General features: G+C 43.8%; 15 protein-coding genes and 1 pseudogene. 10 read left to right on the forward strand and 6 right to left on the reverse strand.

Annotated features, from left to right (window positions below):
- The first annotated feature begins 75 nt into the window (after window positions 1-75).
- Together gloA and ACED42_RS02855 are read left to right on the forward strand one after the other, a co-directional pair.
- The gene (gene gloA, locus ACED42_RS02850; protein ID WP_004734046.1) at window positions 76-492 is read left to right on the forward strand and encodes a lactoylglutathione lyase; all 417 of its coding nucleotides are present in this window, start codon (window positions 76-78) and stop codon (window positions 490-492) included.
- Window positions 493-681: 189 nt separating this feature from the next.
- Window positions 682-1,116, forward strand: a complete 435-nt coding sequence (locus ACED42_RS02855; RefSeq protein WP_012603530.1) for a DUF2753 domain-containing protein — start codon at window positions 682-684, stop codon at window positions 1,114-1,116.
- A gap of 98 nt (window positions 1,117-1,214) precedes the next feature.
- On the opposite strand, the gene ACED42_RS02860 is transcribed toward ACED42_RS02855, so the two are convergent.
- The gene (locus ACED42_RS02860) at window positions 1,215-2,096 is read right to left on the reverse strand and encodes an OmpA family protein (protein ID WP_012603529.1); all 882 of its coding nucleotides are present in this window, start codon (window positions 2,094-2,096) and stop codon (window positions 1,215-1,217) included.
- 188 nt (window positions 2,097-2,284) lie between these two features.
- Between ACED42_RS02860 and rnt the strand changes: the two genes are divergently transcribed.
- Window positions 2,285-2,929, forward strand: a complete 645-nt coding sequence (rnt, locus tag ACED42_RS02865; RefSeq protein WP_029222960.1) for a ribonuclease T — start codon at window positions 2,285-2,287, stop codon at window positions 2,927-2,929.
- Window positions 2,930-2,994: 65 nt separating this feature from the next.
- Entirely contained in the window at window positions 2,995-4,320 is a 1,326-nt protein-coding gene (locus ACED42_RS02870) for a Na+/H+ antiporter family protein (protein WP_017079305.1), read from the forward strand.
- Between the two features lie 243 nt (window positions 4,321-4,563).
- Here ACED42_RS02870 and ACED42_RS02875 read toward each other — a convergent pair whose 3' ends face one another.
- Window positions 4,564-5,193, reverse strand: a complete 630-nt coding sequence (locus ACED42_RS02875; protein WP_017079304.1) for a DsbA family protein — start codon at window positions 5,191-5,193, stop codon at window positions 4,564-4,566.
- 97 nt (window positions 5,194-5,290) lie between these two features.
- Window positions 5,291-5,629, reverse strand: a complete 339-nt coding sequence (locus tag ACED42_RS02880) for a Grx4 family monothiol glutaredoxin (RefSeq protein ID WP_017076187.1) — start codon at window positions 5,627-5,629, stop codon at window positions 5,291-5,293.
- Between the two features lie 269 nt (window positions 5,630-5,898).
- Here ACED42_RS02880 and sodB point away from each other — a divergent pair, with 269 nt between their 5' ends.
- The 3 genes from sodB to ACED42_RS02895 all read left to right on the forward strand — a co-directional run bounded on the left by sodB (window position 5,899) and on the right by ACED42_RS02895 (window position 8,252).
- A complete protein-coding gene (sodB, locus tag ACED42_RS02885) occupies window positions 5,899-6,483 on the forward strand; it encodes a superoxide dismutase [Fe] (RefSeq protein ID WP_004734050.1) in 585 nt (194 codons plus the stop codon).
- A gap of 303 nt (window positions 6,484-6,786) precedes the next feature.
- Window positions 6,787-7,290: a VC2046/SO_2500 family protein gene (locus ACED42_RS02890; RefSeq protein WP_004734051.1), complete on the forward strand. Its 504-nt coding sequence runs from the start codon at window positions 6,787-6,789 to the stop codon at window positions 7,288-7,290.
- A 278-nt stretch (window positions 7,291-7,568) separates the two neighbouring features.
- Window positions 7,569-8,252, forward strand: a complete 684-nt coding sequence (locus ACED42_RS02895) for an SDR family oxidoreductase (RefSeq protein WP_371701332.1) — start codon at window positions 7,569-7,571, stop codon at window positions 8,250-8,252.
- A 146-nt stretch (window positions 8,253-8,398) separates the two neighbouring features.
- Here ACED42_RS02895 and adhE read toward each other — a convergent pair whose 3' ends face one another.
- On the reverse strand, window positions 8,399-11,107 hold the full coding sequence (gene adhE / locus ACED42_RS02900; protein WP_017098217.1) for a bifunctional acetaldehyde-CoA/alcohol dehydrogenase: 2,709 nt from the start codon (window positions 11,105-11,107) through the stop codon (window positions 8,399-8,401).
- 640 nt (window positions 11,108-11,747) lie between these two features.
- Between adhE and ACED42_RS02905 the strand changes: the two genes are divergently transcribed.
- Complete coding sequence (locus ACED42_RS02905) at window positions 11,748-12,386, forward strand: YchE family NAAT transporter (protein ID WP_004734056.1); 639 nt, start codon at window positions 11,748-11,750, stop codon at window positions 12,384-12,386.
- 148 nt (window positions 12,387-12,534) lie between these two features.
- Window positions 12,535-13,377, forward strand: a complete 843-nt coding sequence (locus tag ACED42_RS02910; RefSeq protein WP_032500845.1) for an ion transporter — start codon at window positions 12,535-12,537, stop codon at window positions 13,375-13,377.
- A 138-nt stretch (window positions 13,378-13,515) separates the two neighbouring features.
- Here the strand turns inward: ACED42_RS02910 and asd are convergent, their stop codons facing one another.
- The gene (gene asd / locus ACED42_RS02915) at window positions 13,516-14,634 is read right to left on the reverse strand and encodes an aspartate-semialdehyde dehydrogenase (protein WP_012603520.1); all 1,119 of its coding nucleotides are present in this window, start codon (window positions 14,632-14,634) and stop codon (window positions 13,516-13,518) included.
- 479 nt (window positions 14,635-15,113) lie between these two features.
- Between asd and nhaC the strand changes: the two are divergent.
- Window positions 15,114-16,571: pseudogene (nhaC, locus tag ACED42_RS02920) on the forward strand (Na+/H+ antiporter NhaC); the annotation flags it as partial.
- Between the two features lie 96 nt (window positions 16,572-16,667).
- Here nhaC and ACED42_RS02925 read toward each other — a convergent pair.
- On the reverse strand, window positions 16,668-17,846 hold the full coding sequence (locus ACED42_RS02925; protein ID WP_371701333.1) for a chemotaxis protein: 1,179 nt from the start codon (window positions 17,844-17,846) through the stop codon (window positions 16,668-16,670).
- Between the last annotated feature and the right edge of the window lie 63 nt (window positions 17,847-17,909).

Below are 17,909 nucleotides of genomic sequence, written 5' to 3' on the forward strand. Positions count from 1 at the left end.
AACAATGCCGCATTTTTCTAGCGGCATAAAACAGAATTACAAAAACGTATACATAATTAAAGCTAGGAGCAAATCATGTCAAACGGCCGTATTTTACACACCATGCTACGCGTTGGTGATCTAGACAAGTCTATCGAGTTCTACACCAATGTAATGGGCATGCAGCTGTTACGTAAGAACGAGAATAAAGAGTACGAATACACACTGGCTTTCGTTGGCTTTGGTGACGAATCTCAAGGCGCTGTGATTGAGCTGACTTACAACTGGGGCACGACTGAATATGACCTTGGCTCAGCTTTTGGTCACGTTGCTATCGGAGTTGATGACATCTACACAACGTGTGACGCGATTAAAGCAGCAGGCGGTAATGTGACACGTGAAGCGGGCCCTGTAAAAGGCGGCTCTACTCACATCGCATTCGTTAAAGATCCTGACGGCTACATGATTGAGCTTATTCAGAACAAACAAGCAAGTGCTGGTCTAGAAGGTTAACCCTTCGTAGCCTCTGCAATATTTGGCTATGGAATAAACACTATAAGCGAGCATAAAGCTCGCTTTTTTTGTAGCTCTATTAATAATCGATATTCTTTACTAATTATTACAACATTCTCACTGATGAAACTTTACATGATAATAATTATCATTTAAATTAAGTCCCCTATTGATTAGTGAGGTAACACAATGATTAGCGAATGGGAAAAACACACGTTACTTGCCGATACGGCATTGCAGCTCGACGATCCTGTACAAAGTATTCTTCACTATCAGCAAGCATTGAGTTTAAGCGAAAAAATTACTGAACGTACCGATATCCAAGCGGACGAGCGCTTACTTATCTCTGTGATTTCTTGTCACAACCTCGCTCAGTTTTGGCGATGGGCCGGCGATACTGAATATGAACTCAAGTATCTCCAATTGGCTTCAGAAAAAGTACTGACACTGATCCCGCAATGTCCCAATACGCAATGTTCAAGCTTCATTGACTCAATTGGTTGCTGTAAGAAAGCCCTTATCGATTTCATGAAACGCCATCCCAACCCTAAAATTGCTTCTATGGTGGAAAAGATCGATACCGCGACCAACTGTGAAATGATCGCACGCTTCCGCTTGAACTAAACAAATTACGTTTAAACAACGACTCAAATTTAAAATATAAAAAAGCCCGTCATCAGTGAAAACGGGCTTTGCCATTTCAAAACGAGCTATTATTCAGCTTACACCTGTGTGCGACCTAAAGAGATAACAACACGTCGGTTTTTGTCTTTACCAATTGGCGAGTTGTTGTCAGCAATTGGACGACGCTTACCATAACCTTGTACTTGAATACGGTCTTCTGGCAAGCCTAGAGATTTAAAGTACTCTCTTAATGATTCCGCTCTGCGCTCTGAAAGATTCTGGCTAATACCTTTGCTATCGACGGAATCGGTGTATGTAGCCACCAGCACAAGGTCGATGTCTTGGTTATAGCGAACATAGTCGGCAATCTGGCTGAGTCTCTTACGTGAAGACTTATTCAACTGATCGCTGTTACGATCGTAGTGCAAGATAGTAAAAGAGATATCTTCGAAGCTGTAAGGCAATAAGTTGGCGATACAGTCACTGAACACATTATACTTTTCTTGGAATAATACCGATGATAGTGCAACTTCGATTCGCTGATCTCGGCTCTGCCACTCTTGATAGCTGAATGTCGGGTAACGCCCTTTCTCCAACTCACTCAAAATACCCCAAGCGGTTTGACCACCAACATAGCCATCAAATTGTTGGAAGAACTTAATGGTCGTCATGCGGTCAGCACTTTCGCCCGGACGCCAAGCTGGTGGCATAGAGATCAAGCTTACATTGCGTGTCGCCCCCATTGGGCGACGCATTTTAAGCTCAAAATCCAAAATGATTTTTTTACTCGCGCGAGATGAAAACTCAGCATCACCAAAGTTGGGGATAGGGTGAACCAAGCGACATTCTAGTGGCGTGTTAGCCACCATCTCCCACGTCGACTGTAGAGGAGATGCTCCGTAACGCTTTTCTTGTGCCAATACCGATGACGACATAAGTAGCGAAAATAGCATTGAACCTGTTATGAGTTGTTTCTTCATAAAGTGGAGTATCTCTTAAGCAATTCGTTTAACAATGCAGCCAATTGCCGCATTTTTCCATCACGTTTGAATATGCAATTATCAAGCCGAAATAGGTTGGCTAATTTATGATTTATTGCCCTTCCCTAGTTTTTATCACTGCTATTATCTGCAATAATGCTGCCTTAATCACACATATTTGGGCTAACATGACTGTAGAAAACGAAGCTCTGACCCTTAAAAAACGCTTTCGTGGCTATTTCCCAGTGGTCATCGACGTGGAAACCGCAGGGTTTAACGCTGAAACCGATGCATTATTAGAAATCTGTGCCATTACACTAAGAATGGATGAGAACGGAGATCTGCACCCTGCATCAACGCTTCATTTTCACATTGAGCCTTTTGAAGGCGCAAATATAGAGCAGGCAGCATTAGACTTTAACGGAATTAAAGACCCATTTAGCCCATTACGTGGTGCTGTGTCGGAACAAGAAGCCCTTAAAGAAATCTACAAGCTAGTGAGAAAAGAACAAAAAGCTTCAGATTGCAGTCGCGCAATCATGGTTGCTCACAACGCTACATTCGATTTGAACTTTGTTAATGCAGCAAGTGAGCGCTGTAAGCTTAAACGCGTCCCTTTCCATCCATTTGCTACTTTTGACACTGCAGCTCTTAGTGGTCTTGCCTACGGTCAAACCGTTTTGGCTAAAGCTTGCCGCACTGCAGGGATGGAATTTGACAACAAAGAAGCACACTCTGCTTTGTATGATACGCAAAAAACCACAGAGTTATTTTGCGGCATTGTAAACAAATGGAAAGCCCTTGGTGGTTGGCCTCTTGTTGACGAAGAATAAAAAATAGAGTCGGTAAACGTTCACTCGTATTGCCTTCATAAAAAACACAACATCCCGAGAATAATATGAATCCTGTTGTAATTTCAGTTTGCATCATGCTTGTTTTAGCTTTGATGCGCGTAAACGTAGTCGTTGCTCTCACGTTCAGCGCAATTATCGGTGGCGTAGCCTCTGGTATGGGCTTGAACGACGCAGTCGCGGCTTTCGAAAGTGGATTAGGTGGTGGTGCAACTATCGCACTTAGCTACGCTATGCTTGGTACATTCGCTGTTGCTATCTCACGTTCTGGTATCACAGACCTGCTTGCTCAAAGCGTCATTAAGCGTATTCACGGTAAAGAGAACAGTGCAGCATCTAATGGTCTAAAATATGGCATCCTAGCGTCTTTGATCCTAGTGACCATGTCTTCGCAAAATGTAATCCCTGTACATATCGCCTTTATCCCAATCTTAATCCCACCTCTATTAGGCGTATTCGCAAAAATGAACCTAGACCGTCGTCTGGTTGCGTGTGTGCTGACTTTTGGTCTGATTACACCTTACATGGTGTTACCGATTGGTTTTGGTGGCATCTTCCTAAACAACATCCTGCTAAAAAACCTTCACGACAACGGTCTTGAAAACGTAGTAGCAAGCCAAGTACCAATGGCGATGTTGTTACCGGCTGCAGGCATGATCTTTGGCCTTCTTACGGCCGTGTTCTTTACTTACCGTAAGCCACGTCAATACAAAGAAACGTCTCATACTGTTGTTTCAACCGAAGTGAAAGAGATCAACAAGAAGCACATCCTAGTGGCTGCTGCGGGTATTGTTGCTGCGCTAACGGTTCAACTATCGACAGGTTCTATGATCATCGGTGCTTTGGCTGGTTTCATGGTATTCACCTTCGGTGGTGTAATCGCTTGGAAAGAGACACACGATGTCTTCACTAAAGGCGTTCACATGATGGCAATGATCGGTTTCATCATGATCGCAGCGGCAGGTTTTGCGGCAGTTATGAAGCAAACAGGTGGCGTTGAATCTCTGGTTGAAGCACTTTCAACCAGCATTGGTGACAACAAACCTCTAGCGGCACTGCTTATGCTAATCGTTGGCCTATTGGTAACAATGGGTATCGGCTCTTCGTTCTCTACGATTCCAATCCTTGCGACTATCTACGTTCCTCTAGCGGCAGCATTTGGTTTCTCACCAATGGCAACGATCGCTTTAGTAGGTACAGCTGCAGCGCTAGGTGATGCGGGCTCTCCTGCTTCTGACTCAACATTAGGTCCAACATCGGGTCTTAATGCTGATGGACAGCATGAGCACGTTTGGGAAACCGTTGTACCGACATTCTTACACTACAACATCCCACTGATCGTATTCGGTTGGGTTGCGGCTATGGTTCTGTAATTGGGTTCTTTAGCTAAGAATCAATACGCAATAAACCGTAAGTAGTAAGCTGTAAGCTGTAAGCTGTAAGCTAAAGAAAGACATTATAAAGACCGCCTTGTGCGGTCTTTTTTGTTCCAGGGATTCATTCCACTCTTCCTTCCCCCTCACTCTCAATGAACCAGCGACGCCAAACAAAAAAAGCTTACTCTGATGAGTAAGCCTTGGACATAATTTACGTTAATACAGACAACTCTCGCAGAATTATGCCGCGGGAGCGTTATTCACCAATACTTCGCGAATAGACTTAAGCGTCGCTTCCGTTGAATGGTAATCCAGTTCTACTGCCGTAAAAATACCATTTACTTCAAGCATTAACGTCGGGTAAGAATGCACACCGATCGCTTCTTTAAAGCCTAACTGGTCATCTAATTCGCTTTCCAATAACTTACTAGAAAGATCATTTTCAAACTGTTGTACATTCATCCCTAGCTCTTCAGCTAACTGCAAATGCGTTTCTTGACTGTGTGGCAACATCGCACGAAGGTAGTAAGCGTGTTGAATTGCTTCAAGCATCGCTTCGTAATGGTCTTGAAAACCAGCAGCGATCACGGCACGACAAGCAGGGTAAGTGCTGCGAACTGGTTGGCATTCAGTCCAGAATTCGTGGTTGAACTCAGTACCCAACTTAGCTTCAATCTGCTTCCAGATAGCTTGCAGTTTACCTTTCATCTCTTCTGACATTGGATCTTCAGAATCAGGGGCCAAACCACCGACTACGTAGTTAAACTCAATACTCGCAGGTAGCTGCTGTTTTAAGAGTTCTAATGTTGGCTTATAACCCCAGCACCAACTGCACATTGGGTCATGCACATAATGAAGTTTTACGTCCATTGTTCATTCCTTATCGAGTCTTTCAAACCATTCAAACAAAAAAGGAGCCTCATTAAGGGCCCCTTCCATTCAATATTTAAGCGCAAAGGCTTAAAGCTTACTCAGCGTCGTCGCCAGCTACTTTAGCAGCCGCTTCTTTAACGATTGGCTGAAGTTCGCCTTTTTGGAACATCTCAAGAATGATGTCACAACCACCGATCAGCTCACCGTCAACCCAAAGTTGTGGGAACGTTGGCCATTGTGCGTAAGCTGGAAGCTCTGCACGGATGTCAGGGTTTTGTAGGATATCTACGTAAGCAAATTTTTCACCACATGCCATTAGAGCTTGAGATGCTTGAGAAGAAAAACCACAGCTTGGCAGCTTAGGAGAACCTTTCATGTAAAGTAGAATGGTGTTTTCTTCAATTTGCTGTTTGATTTTATCGATAGTTTCCATTGCTTCCTCGTTAATGGATTACGGCTTTTATTGCCTTTATTCTACCCCAAACCAAAAGAATAAAAACCATATAAAAAAAGCGGTTTACGAGCTAAGCTAACAATTCACACAAAAGTGATGAATTAAGCTTTTAATAAAGTAAAAACTTGCTAAACTATATCGCAAGTCAGCAAATTGACCATGGTTGGCTGTAAAGCGAACCATGAATAATAATATCACTGGAAGCAATCGAAAGAGTTAACTCTTTCATATCAATGGAGAATTGAGCAATGGCATTTGAACTACCGGCTCTTCCTTACGCGAAAGACGCGCTAGAACCACACATCTCAGCAGAAACGCTAGATTTCCACCACGGTAAGCACCACAACACTTACGTTGTTAAGCTAAACGGTCTTATCCCAGGTACTGAGTTTGAAGGCAAAACACTAGAAGAGATCGTTAAGACTTCTACTGGTGGTGTTTTCAATAACGCTGCTCAAATCTGGAACCACACGTTTTACTGGCACTGTCTTGCTCCTAAAGCAGGCGGCGAACCAACTGGCGCTGTTGCAGAAGCTATCAACGCTGCATTCGGTTCTTTCGAAGAATTCAAAGCGAAATTCACTGATTCAGCAATCAACAACTTCGGTTCTTCTTGGACTTGGTTAGTTAAGAAAGCTGACGGTTCTCTAGACATCGTTAATACTTCTAACGCTGCTACTCCTCTAACAGAAGAAGGTGTTACTCCACTTCTAACTGTTGACCTATGGGAACACGCTTACTACATCGATTTCCGCAATGTTCGCCCTGACTACATGGCTGCATTCTGGAACCTAGTAAACTGGTCTTTCGTAGAAGAGAACCTAGCTAAGTAATTATTACTTACGCTGCGCTATTTATAGCGAGTTATCTATTGAAAGCTCATGCCTCGGCGTGAGCTTTTTTGTATCTGTCGTATTCCACAAAATCTAGACCTTTCTTAGCCTATTAACCAATTAACCAGTTAACCAGTTAACCAGTTAACCAGTTAGCCAGTTAGCCAGTTAGCCAAGAGAGCTTACTTCTCGACCAACTCCTAGCACTCTTCCCCGCCCTGCATAAATTCTCTATTTGCCTGTAATTAAACACTAAAGTTTGCCGACTCCATGCCGTTAAAGGTGTATCCAATGAGAGGCAGCATGCAAATACATACTTTAGACAAAGCAGGAATCATCAACGAACTGAAGTTCGGCATCGGGATCAGCCAAGCGGTTGAGCAAGGTCGCCGTGCAGATTTCGCGTTGCTGTTGTCTATGTTTTCTAATGACGTTCGTGATTGCACGCCGATTGACACCATTGAAGTCACAGAGACAACTGAAGATCGCCTGCGTAAACACTTCGGCGTTGCAGAACCGCAGCAGCTGCGTTCGAACCAATCTTCGTATGAGATTTCAGCTCAGCAATCTAATCATTTTCATCAAGCTAGCCTTGCCAGCGCAAAACTCAGCCATTACTTGAAACCGGAAGCGCTTGCCTTCATGCCTGAAGATACAGCCGACTTACCCGAAGAGGTTTACCAAAACCTTTCTGGTCATGACCGACGTAAATTGGCAAACAAACAGGTACCTGATTTGCCACTTGCTACGCTCTACAATGAACTATCAACTGCCCAGCGTCAGTACCAAATTCAAGCTCAAGTATAGCGGTCACTTACCTTTCCTCTTTTTCGTTCTCTATCCACTGCTATTCTTGATTAGTTCGCGCATTTCAAATCATTCACATGCGTGATATGAACCACCAGCCTTGGGTGAACATGAAATACGAGTTGTCGATTACTACTTGAAGTTACTGCGAAATGTGAGCTGCCACTAAGTTCATAAAAACTTATCAATTGGCACGCCTTAGTTTGAACCTCTTCACACCCATTGTATGAAATTTAACCCATCCTTATCCGACATGGACGATTTATTTAGGTGCTGGGATGGAAATAAAAAGCTCAATCATATTGGTGACATCTGCAGGCTCGCAACTCGGAGGGACGATTGCGAACCACTTTGTTAACCTTGGAGCCACAGTCATCCTTTGTGATAAAGACACGGAAGCACTTCAAGCGACCTATTTACAATGTGCTCGTTTTTCTGACTCGGTTTACCACTACACGCTCAAAAGTAATGACAACCAAGCAATTCTCAGCGTGTTTGATTTTATTCAAACCACCTTCAACACTACGCCCGATGTACTGGTCAATAATTGGATAAGCTCCCCGATGCCAAGCCTAATTGGCGATCAGCCTGTCAGTAGCTTTATCAATGATCTCTCAGCTATGGCATCGACCCTTTTCGCATTTGGGCAAATCAGTGCAGAGAGGTTACGTGAACAGGATAAAGAAGGCGTGATTGTGAATGTAATATCTCATGATGACTTTCATGATGTGTCCGGCTTAGAGAGCGCAAACTCCATGATTACCGGCTTTACCCATAGCTGGGCGAAAGAGCTGACGCCATTTGGTATTCGAGTCGGCGGTGTTGTCCCTGCCGTTCATAACTCCGAAGGCAAACTCAATGGGTGTCACTGGGCACAACTGCAAGACGAACTGACCAGAACAACGGAATACATTGTCTCTAATGATTACTTTAGTGGACGGGTTGTAGCTGCGGAGGTTTAAGCGTCTGCATAGGTGTAAATGGATAATAAAAACAAACCTATTTCAATTCACATAAAAAAAGCCCCAACCTTTCGGTTGGGGCTTTGAATTTCCCGATAGATAAGTATCGTGCTAGCGAAAACCTATCTCAAACTAATGCTTACTTATTATGCGTTAGCTTTTTCTTTTTTAGCTTTTGGTGCTGCTTTTTCTTCAGCTGGCTTTTGGTCAGCTTTCTTCAAAATTACAGTCGTACCTTCAAAAGTTTCACCTTCAACGTATGCTTTACCGAAGTAAGACGTTGTTAGAACTTCTTTAAGCTCAGTGATTAGAGGGTAACGTGGGTTAGCACCTGTACACTGGTCATCGAACGCTTCAACAGCTAGCTCGTCTAGTTTAGCGATGAAGTCAGACTCGTTAACACCCGCAGCCTGGATAGACAGTGGGATGTCTAGGTCAACTTTAAGCTCTTCTAACCAAGTCAGTAGACGTTCAATCTTCTGAGCAGTACGGTCACCAGCTTGGCTTAGGCCTAGGTGGTCAGCAACTTCAGCATAACGACGACGTGCTTGTGGGCGGTCGTACTGAGAGAATGCAGTCTGCTTAGTTGGGTTATCGTTCGCGTTGTAACGTACAACGTTTGAGATAAGTAGTGCGTTTGCAAGACCGTGTGGTAGGTGGAACTCAGCACCAATTTTGTGAGCCATTGAGTGACATACACCTAGGAATGCGTTCGCAAAGGCAATACCAGCAATCGTTGCAGCGTTGTGTACTTTCTCACGAGCGATTGGGTCTGCTGAACCGTTTTTGTAGCTTGATGGTAGGTATTCTTTAAGCATCTTAAGAGCTTGTAGAGCTTGACCATCTGAGTATTCGTTCGCAAGAACTGATACGTAAGCTTCAAGAGCGTGAGTTACTGCATCGTAACCACCGAACGCTGTTAGAGACTTAGGCATGTTCATTACTAGGTTAGCATCAACAACAGCCATGTTTGGCGTGATTTCGTAATCCGCTAGCGGGTACTTAGCACCTGTTTTGTCGTCAGTAACAACCGCGAATGGCGTAACTTCTGAACCCGTACCTGAAGTAGTAGTGATACATACTAGCTCAGCTTTTTTACCCATTTTAGGGAACTTGTAGATACGTTTACGGATATCCATAAAGCGCATTGCTAGTTCTTCGAAGTGAGTTTCTGGGTGCTCGTACATAACCCACATGATCTTAGCAGCATCCATTGGAGAACCGCCACCTAGAGCAAGGATTACGTCAGGTTGGAAGCTCTTCATTGCTTCAGCGCCTTTCTCAACAACAGACAGTGTTGGATCCGCTTCTACATCGAAGAATACTTGAACTTCAATACCTTGCGCTTTCAGAATTTGTACTACATCGTCTGCGTAACCGTTGTTGAATAGGAAACGGTCCGTTACTAGGAATGCGCGTTTCTTACCTTCTAGGTCGCTCATAGCGATTGGAAGGCTGCCACGACGGAAGTAGATAGACTTAGGTAGTTTGTGCCACAACATATTTTCAGCTCGCTTCGCTACAGTTTTCTTGTTGATAAGGTGCTTAGGACCTACGTTCTCAGAGATAGAGTTACCACCCCATGAACCACAACCAAGAGTTAGAGAAGGTGCAACGTTAAAGTTGTACAGGTCACCGATACCACCGTGAGTAGTCGGGATGTTGATTAGGATACGAGCCGTCTTCATCTTGTCACCGAAGTAACGGATGCGATCTGCGTTTACGTCTTGGTTAGTGTAAAGACCAGATGTGTGACCGATACCACCGATTTCAACCATAGTTACTGCTTGAGCAACAGCGTCTTCGAAATCGTCTGCGCGGAATAGACCTAGAGTTGGAGACAGTTTCTCGTGAGCAAATTCGTCATCGTAAGAAACTTTACCAAGGCCTTCACCTACAAGTACTTTTGTATCAGCAGGAACTTTAACACCCGCCATTTCAGCGATTGCAGGAGCAGGTTGACCTACGATTTTAGCGTTTAGGTTGCCGTCGATAAGAAGAACTTTACGTACTTTATCTGCGTCAGCTTTAGATAAAACGTGAGCTTTGTGAGAAGCAAAACGCTCTTTAACTTCGTCATATACTTCGCTAACTACGATTGCAGCTTGCTCAGAAGCACATACAACACCGTTATCGAATGTTTTAGACATAAGGATAGATGCTACTGCACGTTTGATGTCAGCTGTTTCATCGATAACTACAGGAACGTTACCAGCACCAACACCGATAGCAGGCTTACCAGAAGAGTATGCTGCTTTAACCATGCCTGGACCACCAGTAGCAAGGATAAGTGCGATACCGTCGTGCTTCATCAGCGCGTTAGAAAGCTCTACAGATGGTTGGTCGATCCAACCGATGATGTCTTTTGGTGCACCCGCTGCTACAGCTGCGTCTAGAACAAGCTTCGCTGCGTCGTTAGTTGAGTTCTTTGCACGTGGGTGTGGCGAGAAGATGATGCCGTTACGTGTTTTAAGAGAGATTAGAGATTTGAAGATTGCTGTAGAAGTTGGGTTCGTTGTTGGAACGATACCACAGATGATACCTACAGGCTCAGCGATAGTCATTGTGCCTAGGCTTTCATCTTCATCAAGAATGCCACATGTTTTTTCGTCTTTGTATTTGTTGTAGATAAATTCAGATGCAAAGTGGTTTTTGATAACCTTATCTTCAACAATACCCATTCCAGATTCAGCAACTGCTTGTTGTGCAAGTGGGATACGAGCGTGGTTAGCAGCAAGAGAAGCTGCGCGGAAGATTGCGTCTACTTTCTCTTGAGAGAATGTTGCAAACTCTTCTTGTGCTGCTTTAACGCGTGCTACTAGAGCATCAAGTTCCGCTAAGTTAGTTACAGGCATGGTGGATCTCCTAAAATAATAAATATTAAAAACTTTTTATTAATTTCGCTGCTTGCTTTTAACCTCAAACAACAACGTTCTTAGTAAATTGCTTTCAGGACTGAGTATATTATTTCACAGTGTGAAAAAAATTGACCCAGATCAGTTACCCAAAAAGAATTAACCAAAAAGTAGTAAGGCAATCGCAAAAACACACTTAAGATGATGATTTATATAGATTAAAATCACATTTTTCGTTAGTTCAAAAAACAAGCAAACAGACAAACTTTTTCTACATAGAGTCATAAACTGTAAAAAAGTTTCATTTTTAGTCAGTTAAATTACATGTATACAGCTATATTCGTGCTACTGAGAGTATATCCATACCGTTGCACGGGCTAGATTTTGACATAATTTTTATTAAATTCGTGCAGCAGTTAACAGTTACTCGATAATAAATTACAAAATGAAACACTAACAACCAACTCGCAACACCGCCAATACAAAAGTGATATTCAATTAGTTTTTCTAAAAATAATCCCCTATTTCAGGTTAGTTTTTTTCATTCGTGCAAATCCGATTTGTCCCTTACATTACGCGCTCAGACTATTCACCGAATCAAACCTTCAACCTTAAAATTCGCTAACTGGAGATCGCTCTCATGCAAGGCTTAGAACTCGCAATTTTTATGCAATTCTTCCTTGGGCTTGTTGCTGCCGTAAACCCAATCGGCATCATGCCTGTTTTTGTTTCTCTTACTGCACATATGCCACCAGAAGAGAGGAACAGGACCGCATTACAAGCCAACATTGCTGTTGCCGTTATCCTGATTGTGTCGCTTGTCGCGGGGCAAATGCTGCTTGATATGTTTAGCATCTCGCTGGATTCATTTCGTGTTGCAGGTGGTTTGCTATTACTGAGCATCGCATTTTCGATGATGAGCGGTAAGCTCGGTGAAGATAAGCAGAATAAACAAGAGAAATCTGAATACATCAGCAAGGAGCAAATCGGTGTTGTTCCTTTGGCGATGCCGTTAATGGCGGGCCCAGGTGCAATCAGCTCGACCATTGTTTACGGATCTCGTTACCCTGCTGCTATTGATACGGTCGGCATCGGTATTAGTATCATTGCGTTTGCAACCTGCTCTTGGCTCTTGTTCCGTTCAGCGCCGGTTATCGTTCGCTTTTTAGGTCAAACGGGTATCAACGTGATCACGCGTATCATGGGCTTGATTCTTGGCGCATTGGGCATCGAGTTCATCGCCAATGGCCTACGTAATTTGTTCCCAGGTTTGGCATAACGTTTAACGGTAATCCGTTGCTCTATAAAGGGCAACAATATTGCAATATAGATGAGGCGAGTAAAGCAATTGGGCTTTCACTCGCCTCGTTATTATGAAGCTTGTATAATGACTGTTAATGCATTTAACAAAAGATGAATCTCTCCTTATGTCACGCAAGCCACTCAAGCATCATTTGTACGTCATTATCTTTGGTACTCACACGCCAGCCGGACGTGCATTTGATATTTCTCTGATCGTTGCAATCTTGGCTTCGCTATTGGTTCTGATCTTAGAGTCCATCCCTAATGTCATGACCGAATGGTCACAGCAGCTGCGTTATATTGAATACACTTTTACTGCTCTCTTCACTCTTGAGTATTTGTTAAGGCTCTATTGTTCTCCGAAACCAAAATCTTATGCCACCAGCTTTTATGGTGTCGTGGACCTATTGGCGATTCTTCCGACCTACTTAGCGATCATCTTCCCAGGCGCTTCATTTATGGGTGTGGTAAGACTGCTACGTGTGATGCGTATCTTCCGAATCCTAAAACTGGTTCGCTACCTGCAAGATTCAAACATTCTGTTACGTTCACTGTTAATGGCAAGACGAAAGATACTGATCTTTTTCAGCACAGTTGGCATCTTAGTTGTTATCTTCGGCGCGCTTATCTTTGTTATTGAAGGGCCAGAAAATGGCTTTACAAGTATTCCCCACAGTATTTATTGGGCAATCGTAACCATTACGACGGTTGGCTACGGTGACATGATCCCTCAAACCGCGTTAGGGAAAGCGATCGCTTCTCTGACCATGCTATTGGGTTACTCTATTTTAGCGGTACCGACAGGGATTATTACTGCAGAGCTCAGCAATGAGATGAACTCGCACAAAGAGTTGGTAAAGTGTCCGAACTGTAACCGCGCCGGCCATGATTCGGATGCTATGTATTGCAAACACTGTGCGAGTGAATTGGCAGACCCCGACAAGCGTGTCGTTACAGAAGAGAAATAAAAGCAGACTCGAGATGCGAAGAGGTTTAAGGGCAGTTTCGAAGGCCGAATAACGAGATATCAATAAACTAAAAAGGGTTGACGTTTATCGTCAACCCTTTCGGTTTATCAGCTAATAGAATTTAAGCAATCTTGCCGATTACGCTTTCTCAGCAAGGATAATGCGTAAAGTACGGCGTAGTGGTTCTGCAGCACCCCAAAGTAGTTGGTCACCTACCGTGAACGCATTCAGGAAATCGTTACCCATCGACATCTTACGCAGACGACCGACTGGTACAGACATTGTGCCTGTTACTTTCGCTGGTGTTAGCTCCTGCGCAGTGATGTCTCGGTCATTAGGAATCACTTTAACCCAATCATTGTGCGTCGCGATGATCTCTTCGATCTCGTCCATAGGCACATCTTGCTTAAGCTTAATCGTTAGTGCTTGAGCATGACAACGCATTGCACCGATTCGTACACAAGTGCCATCAATTGGGATTGGCTGACCATCTAGGCCAAGAATCTTGTTCGCTTCAACGCCGGCTTTCCACTCTTCTTTGCTTTGACCGTTTTCACGCTTCACATCGATCCAAGGAATCAGTGAGCCCGCAAGCGGAGCACCGAACTGATCGGTTGGAAATGAAGATGAACGAATGGTATCAGCGACTTTCTTATCGATATCAAGAATTGAACTTGAAGGGTTCGCTAACTCAGAACTTACGCTGTCGTTGATCACACCCATTTGTGAGATCAGTTCACGCATGTTCTTAGCGCCCGCACCTGAAGCGGCTTGGTAAGTCATGGCACTCATCCACTCAACCATGCCTTTCTCGTATAGACCACCCAAAGCCATAAGCATTAAGCTCACAGTACAGTTACCGCCTACGAAAGTGTTAGTCCCGCCGTGGATGCCTTGTTGGATTTGAGCCAAGTTAACAGGATCAAGAGTGATGATTGAATCCGCGTCCATACGTAAGGTAGAAGCCGCATCAATCCAGTAGCCTTTCCAACCTGCTTGACGCAGTGCTGGGTATACTTTTGAGGTGTAATCTCCGCCTTGACAGGTAATCACCGCATCAAGCTGTTTTAGGCTATCAATATCAAAAGCGTCTTGAAGTAGACCCGCATCTTTACCACCCAAAACAGGGGCAGGAATACCAATCTGAGACGTACTGTAATAAACAGGTTCAATCAAGTCGAAATCTTTCTCTTCAACCATACGTTGCATCAATACAGAACCAACCATACCGCGCCAACCAACTAGACCTACTCTCATCGCTCACTCTCCATGTATAAATTAAAAATTGCTCTCCCCCATCTATAAGTTTTTCAGAAACAGAACTCAAGTGCTTTTTGTCAAAAAGTGTAACTTTTTCGTTTCTTTTAAGTGAACGCAATGAATCGTGCAGTTATCCCTGTATCGACATTTAATATCCACCTCATTGATAAAACGCCCATTATCCTCAAATTCAAACATTTGCATCGCCAAAGCAGCTTAATCCTACTCGCGTCACAAACAGTAAATCCCTCTTTTTAATCAATACTATCTAGAATAATACTTCACAAAACGAAAACAACGTGCGACAAGTTTCAACATGTAACAACCATGAACTTAACAATATTTCAGATAATGAAACCATAATTGACTGCGTTAACAGTCAAATATCACAACTTGGACGTATTTTTTCGATATAATAAACTAATTACTGTAGTGTCCGTTTTGCACCACACACCAAAACGAAGCACTATAAATGCTCGAAATCACAAGAGGCTTTTATGAAGCAGAGTAAAACTCGCCTACCGAACCTATTGCAGGTATTCATCGCGTTAGGACTATTTCTATCCCTTGCTTTTTCCTTTACTGCAAAACTTGACCTTCCAATTCAACTTGCCTTGTATATTGGCTGGTTCATTATCATGGTTCTCGGTATTCGCCTTGGCCACGAATACAAAGACTTAGAAAAAGCGGCACTCAAAGGAATATCCAATGGCTTAGGCGCGGTTTTAATACTTTTAGCCGTTGGCGCTCTTGTTGGTACTTGGATCTCAGGCGGGATCGTACCTACTATCATTTACTATGGTCTGAAAGCTATCCACCCTTCTATCTTCCTTTTAGCGACCATGATTATCTGTTCTCTAACCGCATTGGCAACTGGTACTTCTTGGGGCGCTGCGGGTACAGCAGGTATCGCGATGATGGGTATTGGCCAAGGCCTAGGTGTTCCAGCACCGATTACTGCAGGTGCAGTGCTGTCAGGTTGTTACTTCGGCGACAAGATGTCTCCACTTTCTGATTCAGTGATTCTGGCTTCTTCAATGTCTGGTGTTGAAGTGGTTGAGCACATCAAGGGCATGCTGCCAGTTGCGTTAATCAGCTACGTGATTACTGGTATCATGTTTACTGCGTTTGGTTTTCACTACGCAGGTAACGTTGACATGAGCCAAGTAGATTCTGTCATTAAAGCAATGGAAGTTCAGTTCTACATCACGCCTTACTCATTTGTCCCAGTACTGATCGTGCTTGGTCTGTTGGCTTTCCGCATGCCTTCATTCCCGGTAATCAGCTTCGGTTCTCTGCTAGGTATTATCTGGGCAGTCATGATCCAAGATATCGATTTCCTAACGGCATTCAATACTGCTTGGGCACCGTTCTCTATCTCCTCTGGCGTAGAGTTTATTGACTCGATTCTTAACCGTGGCGGCATGTCTTCAATGCTTGGTTCGGTAGCGGTAATTGTGTTTGGTTTAGGTTTTGGTGGCTTACTGGATAAAGTGGGCGTATTAGAGACGATTGCTAAGGTGTTCGAGCGCCGAGTAAATAGCGCAGGCTCTCTAGCAACAAGCACGATCGGCACGGCCTTCATGGGTAACGTATTCGGTTCTGCAATGTACGTATCGTTAATCCTAACGCCAAAAATCTGTGCGAAAAACTACGACCGATTAGGTTACCAACGTAAAAATCTATCTCGTAACGCTGAGTTCGGTGGCACGTTAACTTCAGGCATGGTTCCTTGGAGTGACAACGGCATCTACATGGCGAGTATTCTTGGTGTCGCAACGCTCTCTTATGCTCCGTTCATGTGGTTGAGCTTCATCTGTATCCTCGTGACTATCGTAACGTCTTACATGGGTTGGTTCGTTGATAAATGTGAACCAACAGCACCAGCGCTTGAAACTGAAGAAGCCGCTGAACTGAGCAAGCAACAAGCTTAAGCTAAGGCTTTAGTGCGTAAGCACAAAAATGTTGATGATATAAATGCCAAAAGAGCGCTCTAGAGCGCTCTTTTTTGATCTACTTAATTACTGAATTTATTTGCTAGCGGTTCGTTTACCCAACCAATAACCGATGCCTAACGGTGCAAAGAACACCACCAAGATAAACAGGATGAAGTAAATAATCACACCTTTGATCAAGTCCATCAGTTTATCAATAGCGAGTACCACCACCTCTTGAGAGACGCGATCAAGATCTTGTGTAAACAGTTCCCTTTCAGAAGTCACAATGCCTGCAATTTCAATACGCTCTTTCGCAATCATCGCGACCAGAGCTTCTCTCTCTCGTGTCACCATTTTTTCTAAGGCTACACGTTCTTCAGTGAGCATCGCCAATTTTTGATCTGTCTTATCACTTAGGTCGTTGAGCAGAGGCTGCATTTCTGTCGACATAATAGAAGCCAATGTTTGCATGTACTCAGGGTTATTCTCAATGAAGTCCTGCATGCTTGCTGATGTTTGACGAAGGCTTTCCAGCGTCATAGATAGGTCTTCACCCGTTAGCGAGCTATTCATCGCCACCAACTCAGCTTTCCACGTCATCAATTTCGGTGTTTGGTCAGCCATTAGGCTTAAACGGTCTGATGCATCGCCCATCGCCTCCGGCATGGTACCTAGGCTTTGAACGATTTGAGATTCGTCTTTACCAAGGTAACTTAGCCATTCACGGTAAGCGGGTGTGCTTCTGAAGGTAAGATCTTTAAAAGGATTACTCGCGGCAAACTCTTCGACGAACGCTTTGCTGTTCTTGAAATCACTCGAGCTCAATACACCCTTTGCTAGCTTCTCAGCTTCTTGGTCAAGAGAACGAGCAGTCTCTACCGCATTATCCGTCACGAACAGATCCGCGCCATCGCCTTGGCTATAAAACTGATTCATTTGTGTTGTGAAAACCCATGAGTCAATTAATGCTGACATTGGGGAAGTTTGGTACGCCGCTTGTTGTAAGCCCTGCTCAGCATGGATCTTCCAAAGCAACACATAAGATTGATGTAAGGTGTCATCAGCAGGGTAAGATTGCGCAATGAGATCGGCCGAGTCTTCTACTCGTGTAAAAAAAATCTTGGCGTATTCACGCGTCATGATCCGAGCCTGTAACTCTTGCTGAGTAAGAGGCGTCGTTTGACTGTCTAGCTTAACTTCCAAGAGAGAACAACCACTTAGCACAATGCTAAGCACCAACACGATCCAATTTCGACTCGAAACTCGTGACATATAAACCTCTGACAAAGACTAAGGGCGCGGATTGTATGAGCGCTTCGTCAGAGTATTGTCAAA

The organism is Vibrio sp. FF145 (assembly GCF_041439075.1).
Taxonomy (GTDB): Bacteria; Pseudomonadota; Gammaproteobacteria; order Enterobacterales; family Vibrionaceae; genus Vibrio; species Vibrio tasmaniensis_A.

Bases quoted from the DNA above. Each gene is read 5' to 3' on its own strand.
- asd (WP_012603520.1), bottom strand. From the start codon at position 14,634: ATGAGAGTAGGTCTAGTTGGTTGGCGCGGTATGGTTGGTTCTGTATTG.
- ACED42_RS02880 (WP_017076187.1), bottom strand. From the start codon at position 5,629: ATGGAAACTATCGATAAAATCAAACAGCAAATTGAAGAAAACACCATT.
- ACED42_RS02910 (WP_032500845.1), top strand. From the start codon at position 12,535: ATGTCACGCAAGCCACTCAAGCATCATTTGTACGTCATTATCTTTGGT.
- ACED42_RS02870 (WP_017079305.1), top strand. From the start codon at position 2,995: ATGAATCCTGTTGTAATTTCAGTTTGCATCATGCTTGTTTTAGCTTTG.
- sodB (WP_004734050.1), top strand. From the start codon at position 5,899: ATGGCATTTGAACTACCGGCTCTTCCTTACGCGAAAGACGCGCTAGAA.
- ACED42_RS02895 (WP_371701332.1), top strand. From the start codon at position 7,569: ATGGAAATAAAAAGCTCAATCATATTGGTGACATCTGCAGGCTCGCAA.
- adhE (WP_017098217.1), bottom strand. From the start codon at position 11,107: ATGCCTGTAACTAACTTAGCGGAACTTGATGCTCTAGTAGCACGCGTT.
- ACED42_RS02860 (WP_012603529.1), bottom strand. From the start codon at position 2,096: ATGAAGAAACAACTCATAACAGGTTCAATGCTATTTTCGCTACTTATG.
- ACED42_RS02855 (WP_012603530.1), top strand. From the start codon at position 682: ATGATTAGCGAATGGGAAAAACACACGTTACTTGCCGATACGGCATTG.
- ACED42_RS02890 (WP_004734051.1), top strand. From the start codon at position 6,787: ATGCAAATACATACTTTAGACAAAGCAGGAATCATCAACGAACTGAAG.
- rnt (WP_029222960.1), top strand. From the start codon at position 2,285: ATGACTGTAGAAAACGAAGCTCTGACCCTTAAAAAACGCTTTCGTGGC.
- ACED42_RS02925 (WP_371701333.1), bottom strand. From the start codon at position 17,846: ATGTCACGAGTTTCGAGTCGAAATTGGATCGTGTTGGTGCTTAGCATT.
- ACED42_RS02905 (WP_004734056.1), top strand. From the start codon at position 11,748: ATGCAAGGCTTAGAACTCGCAATTTTTATGCAATTCTTCCTTGGGCTT.
- gloA (WP_004734046.1), top strand. From the start codon at position 76: ATGTCAAACGGCCGTATTTTACACACCATGCTACGCGTTGGTGATCTA.
- ACED42_RS02875 (WP_017079304.1), bottom strand. From the start codon at position 5,193: ATGGACGTAAAACTTCATTATGTGCATGACCCAATGTGCAGTTGGTGC.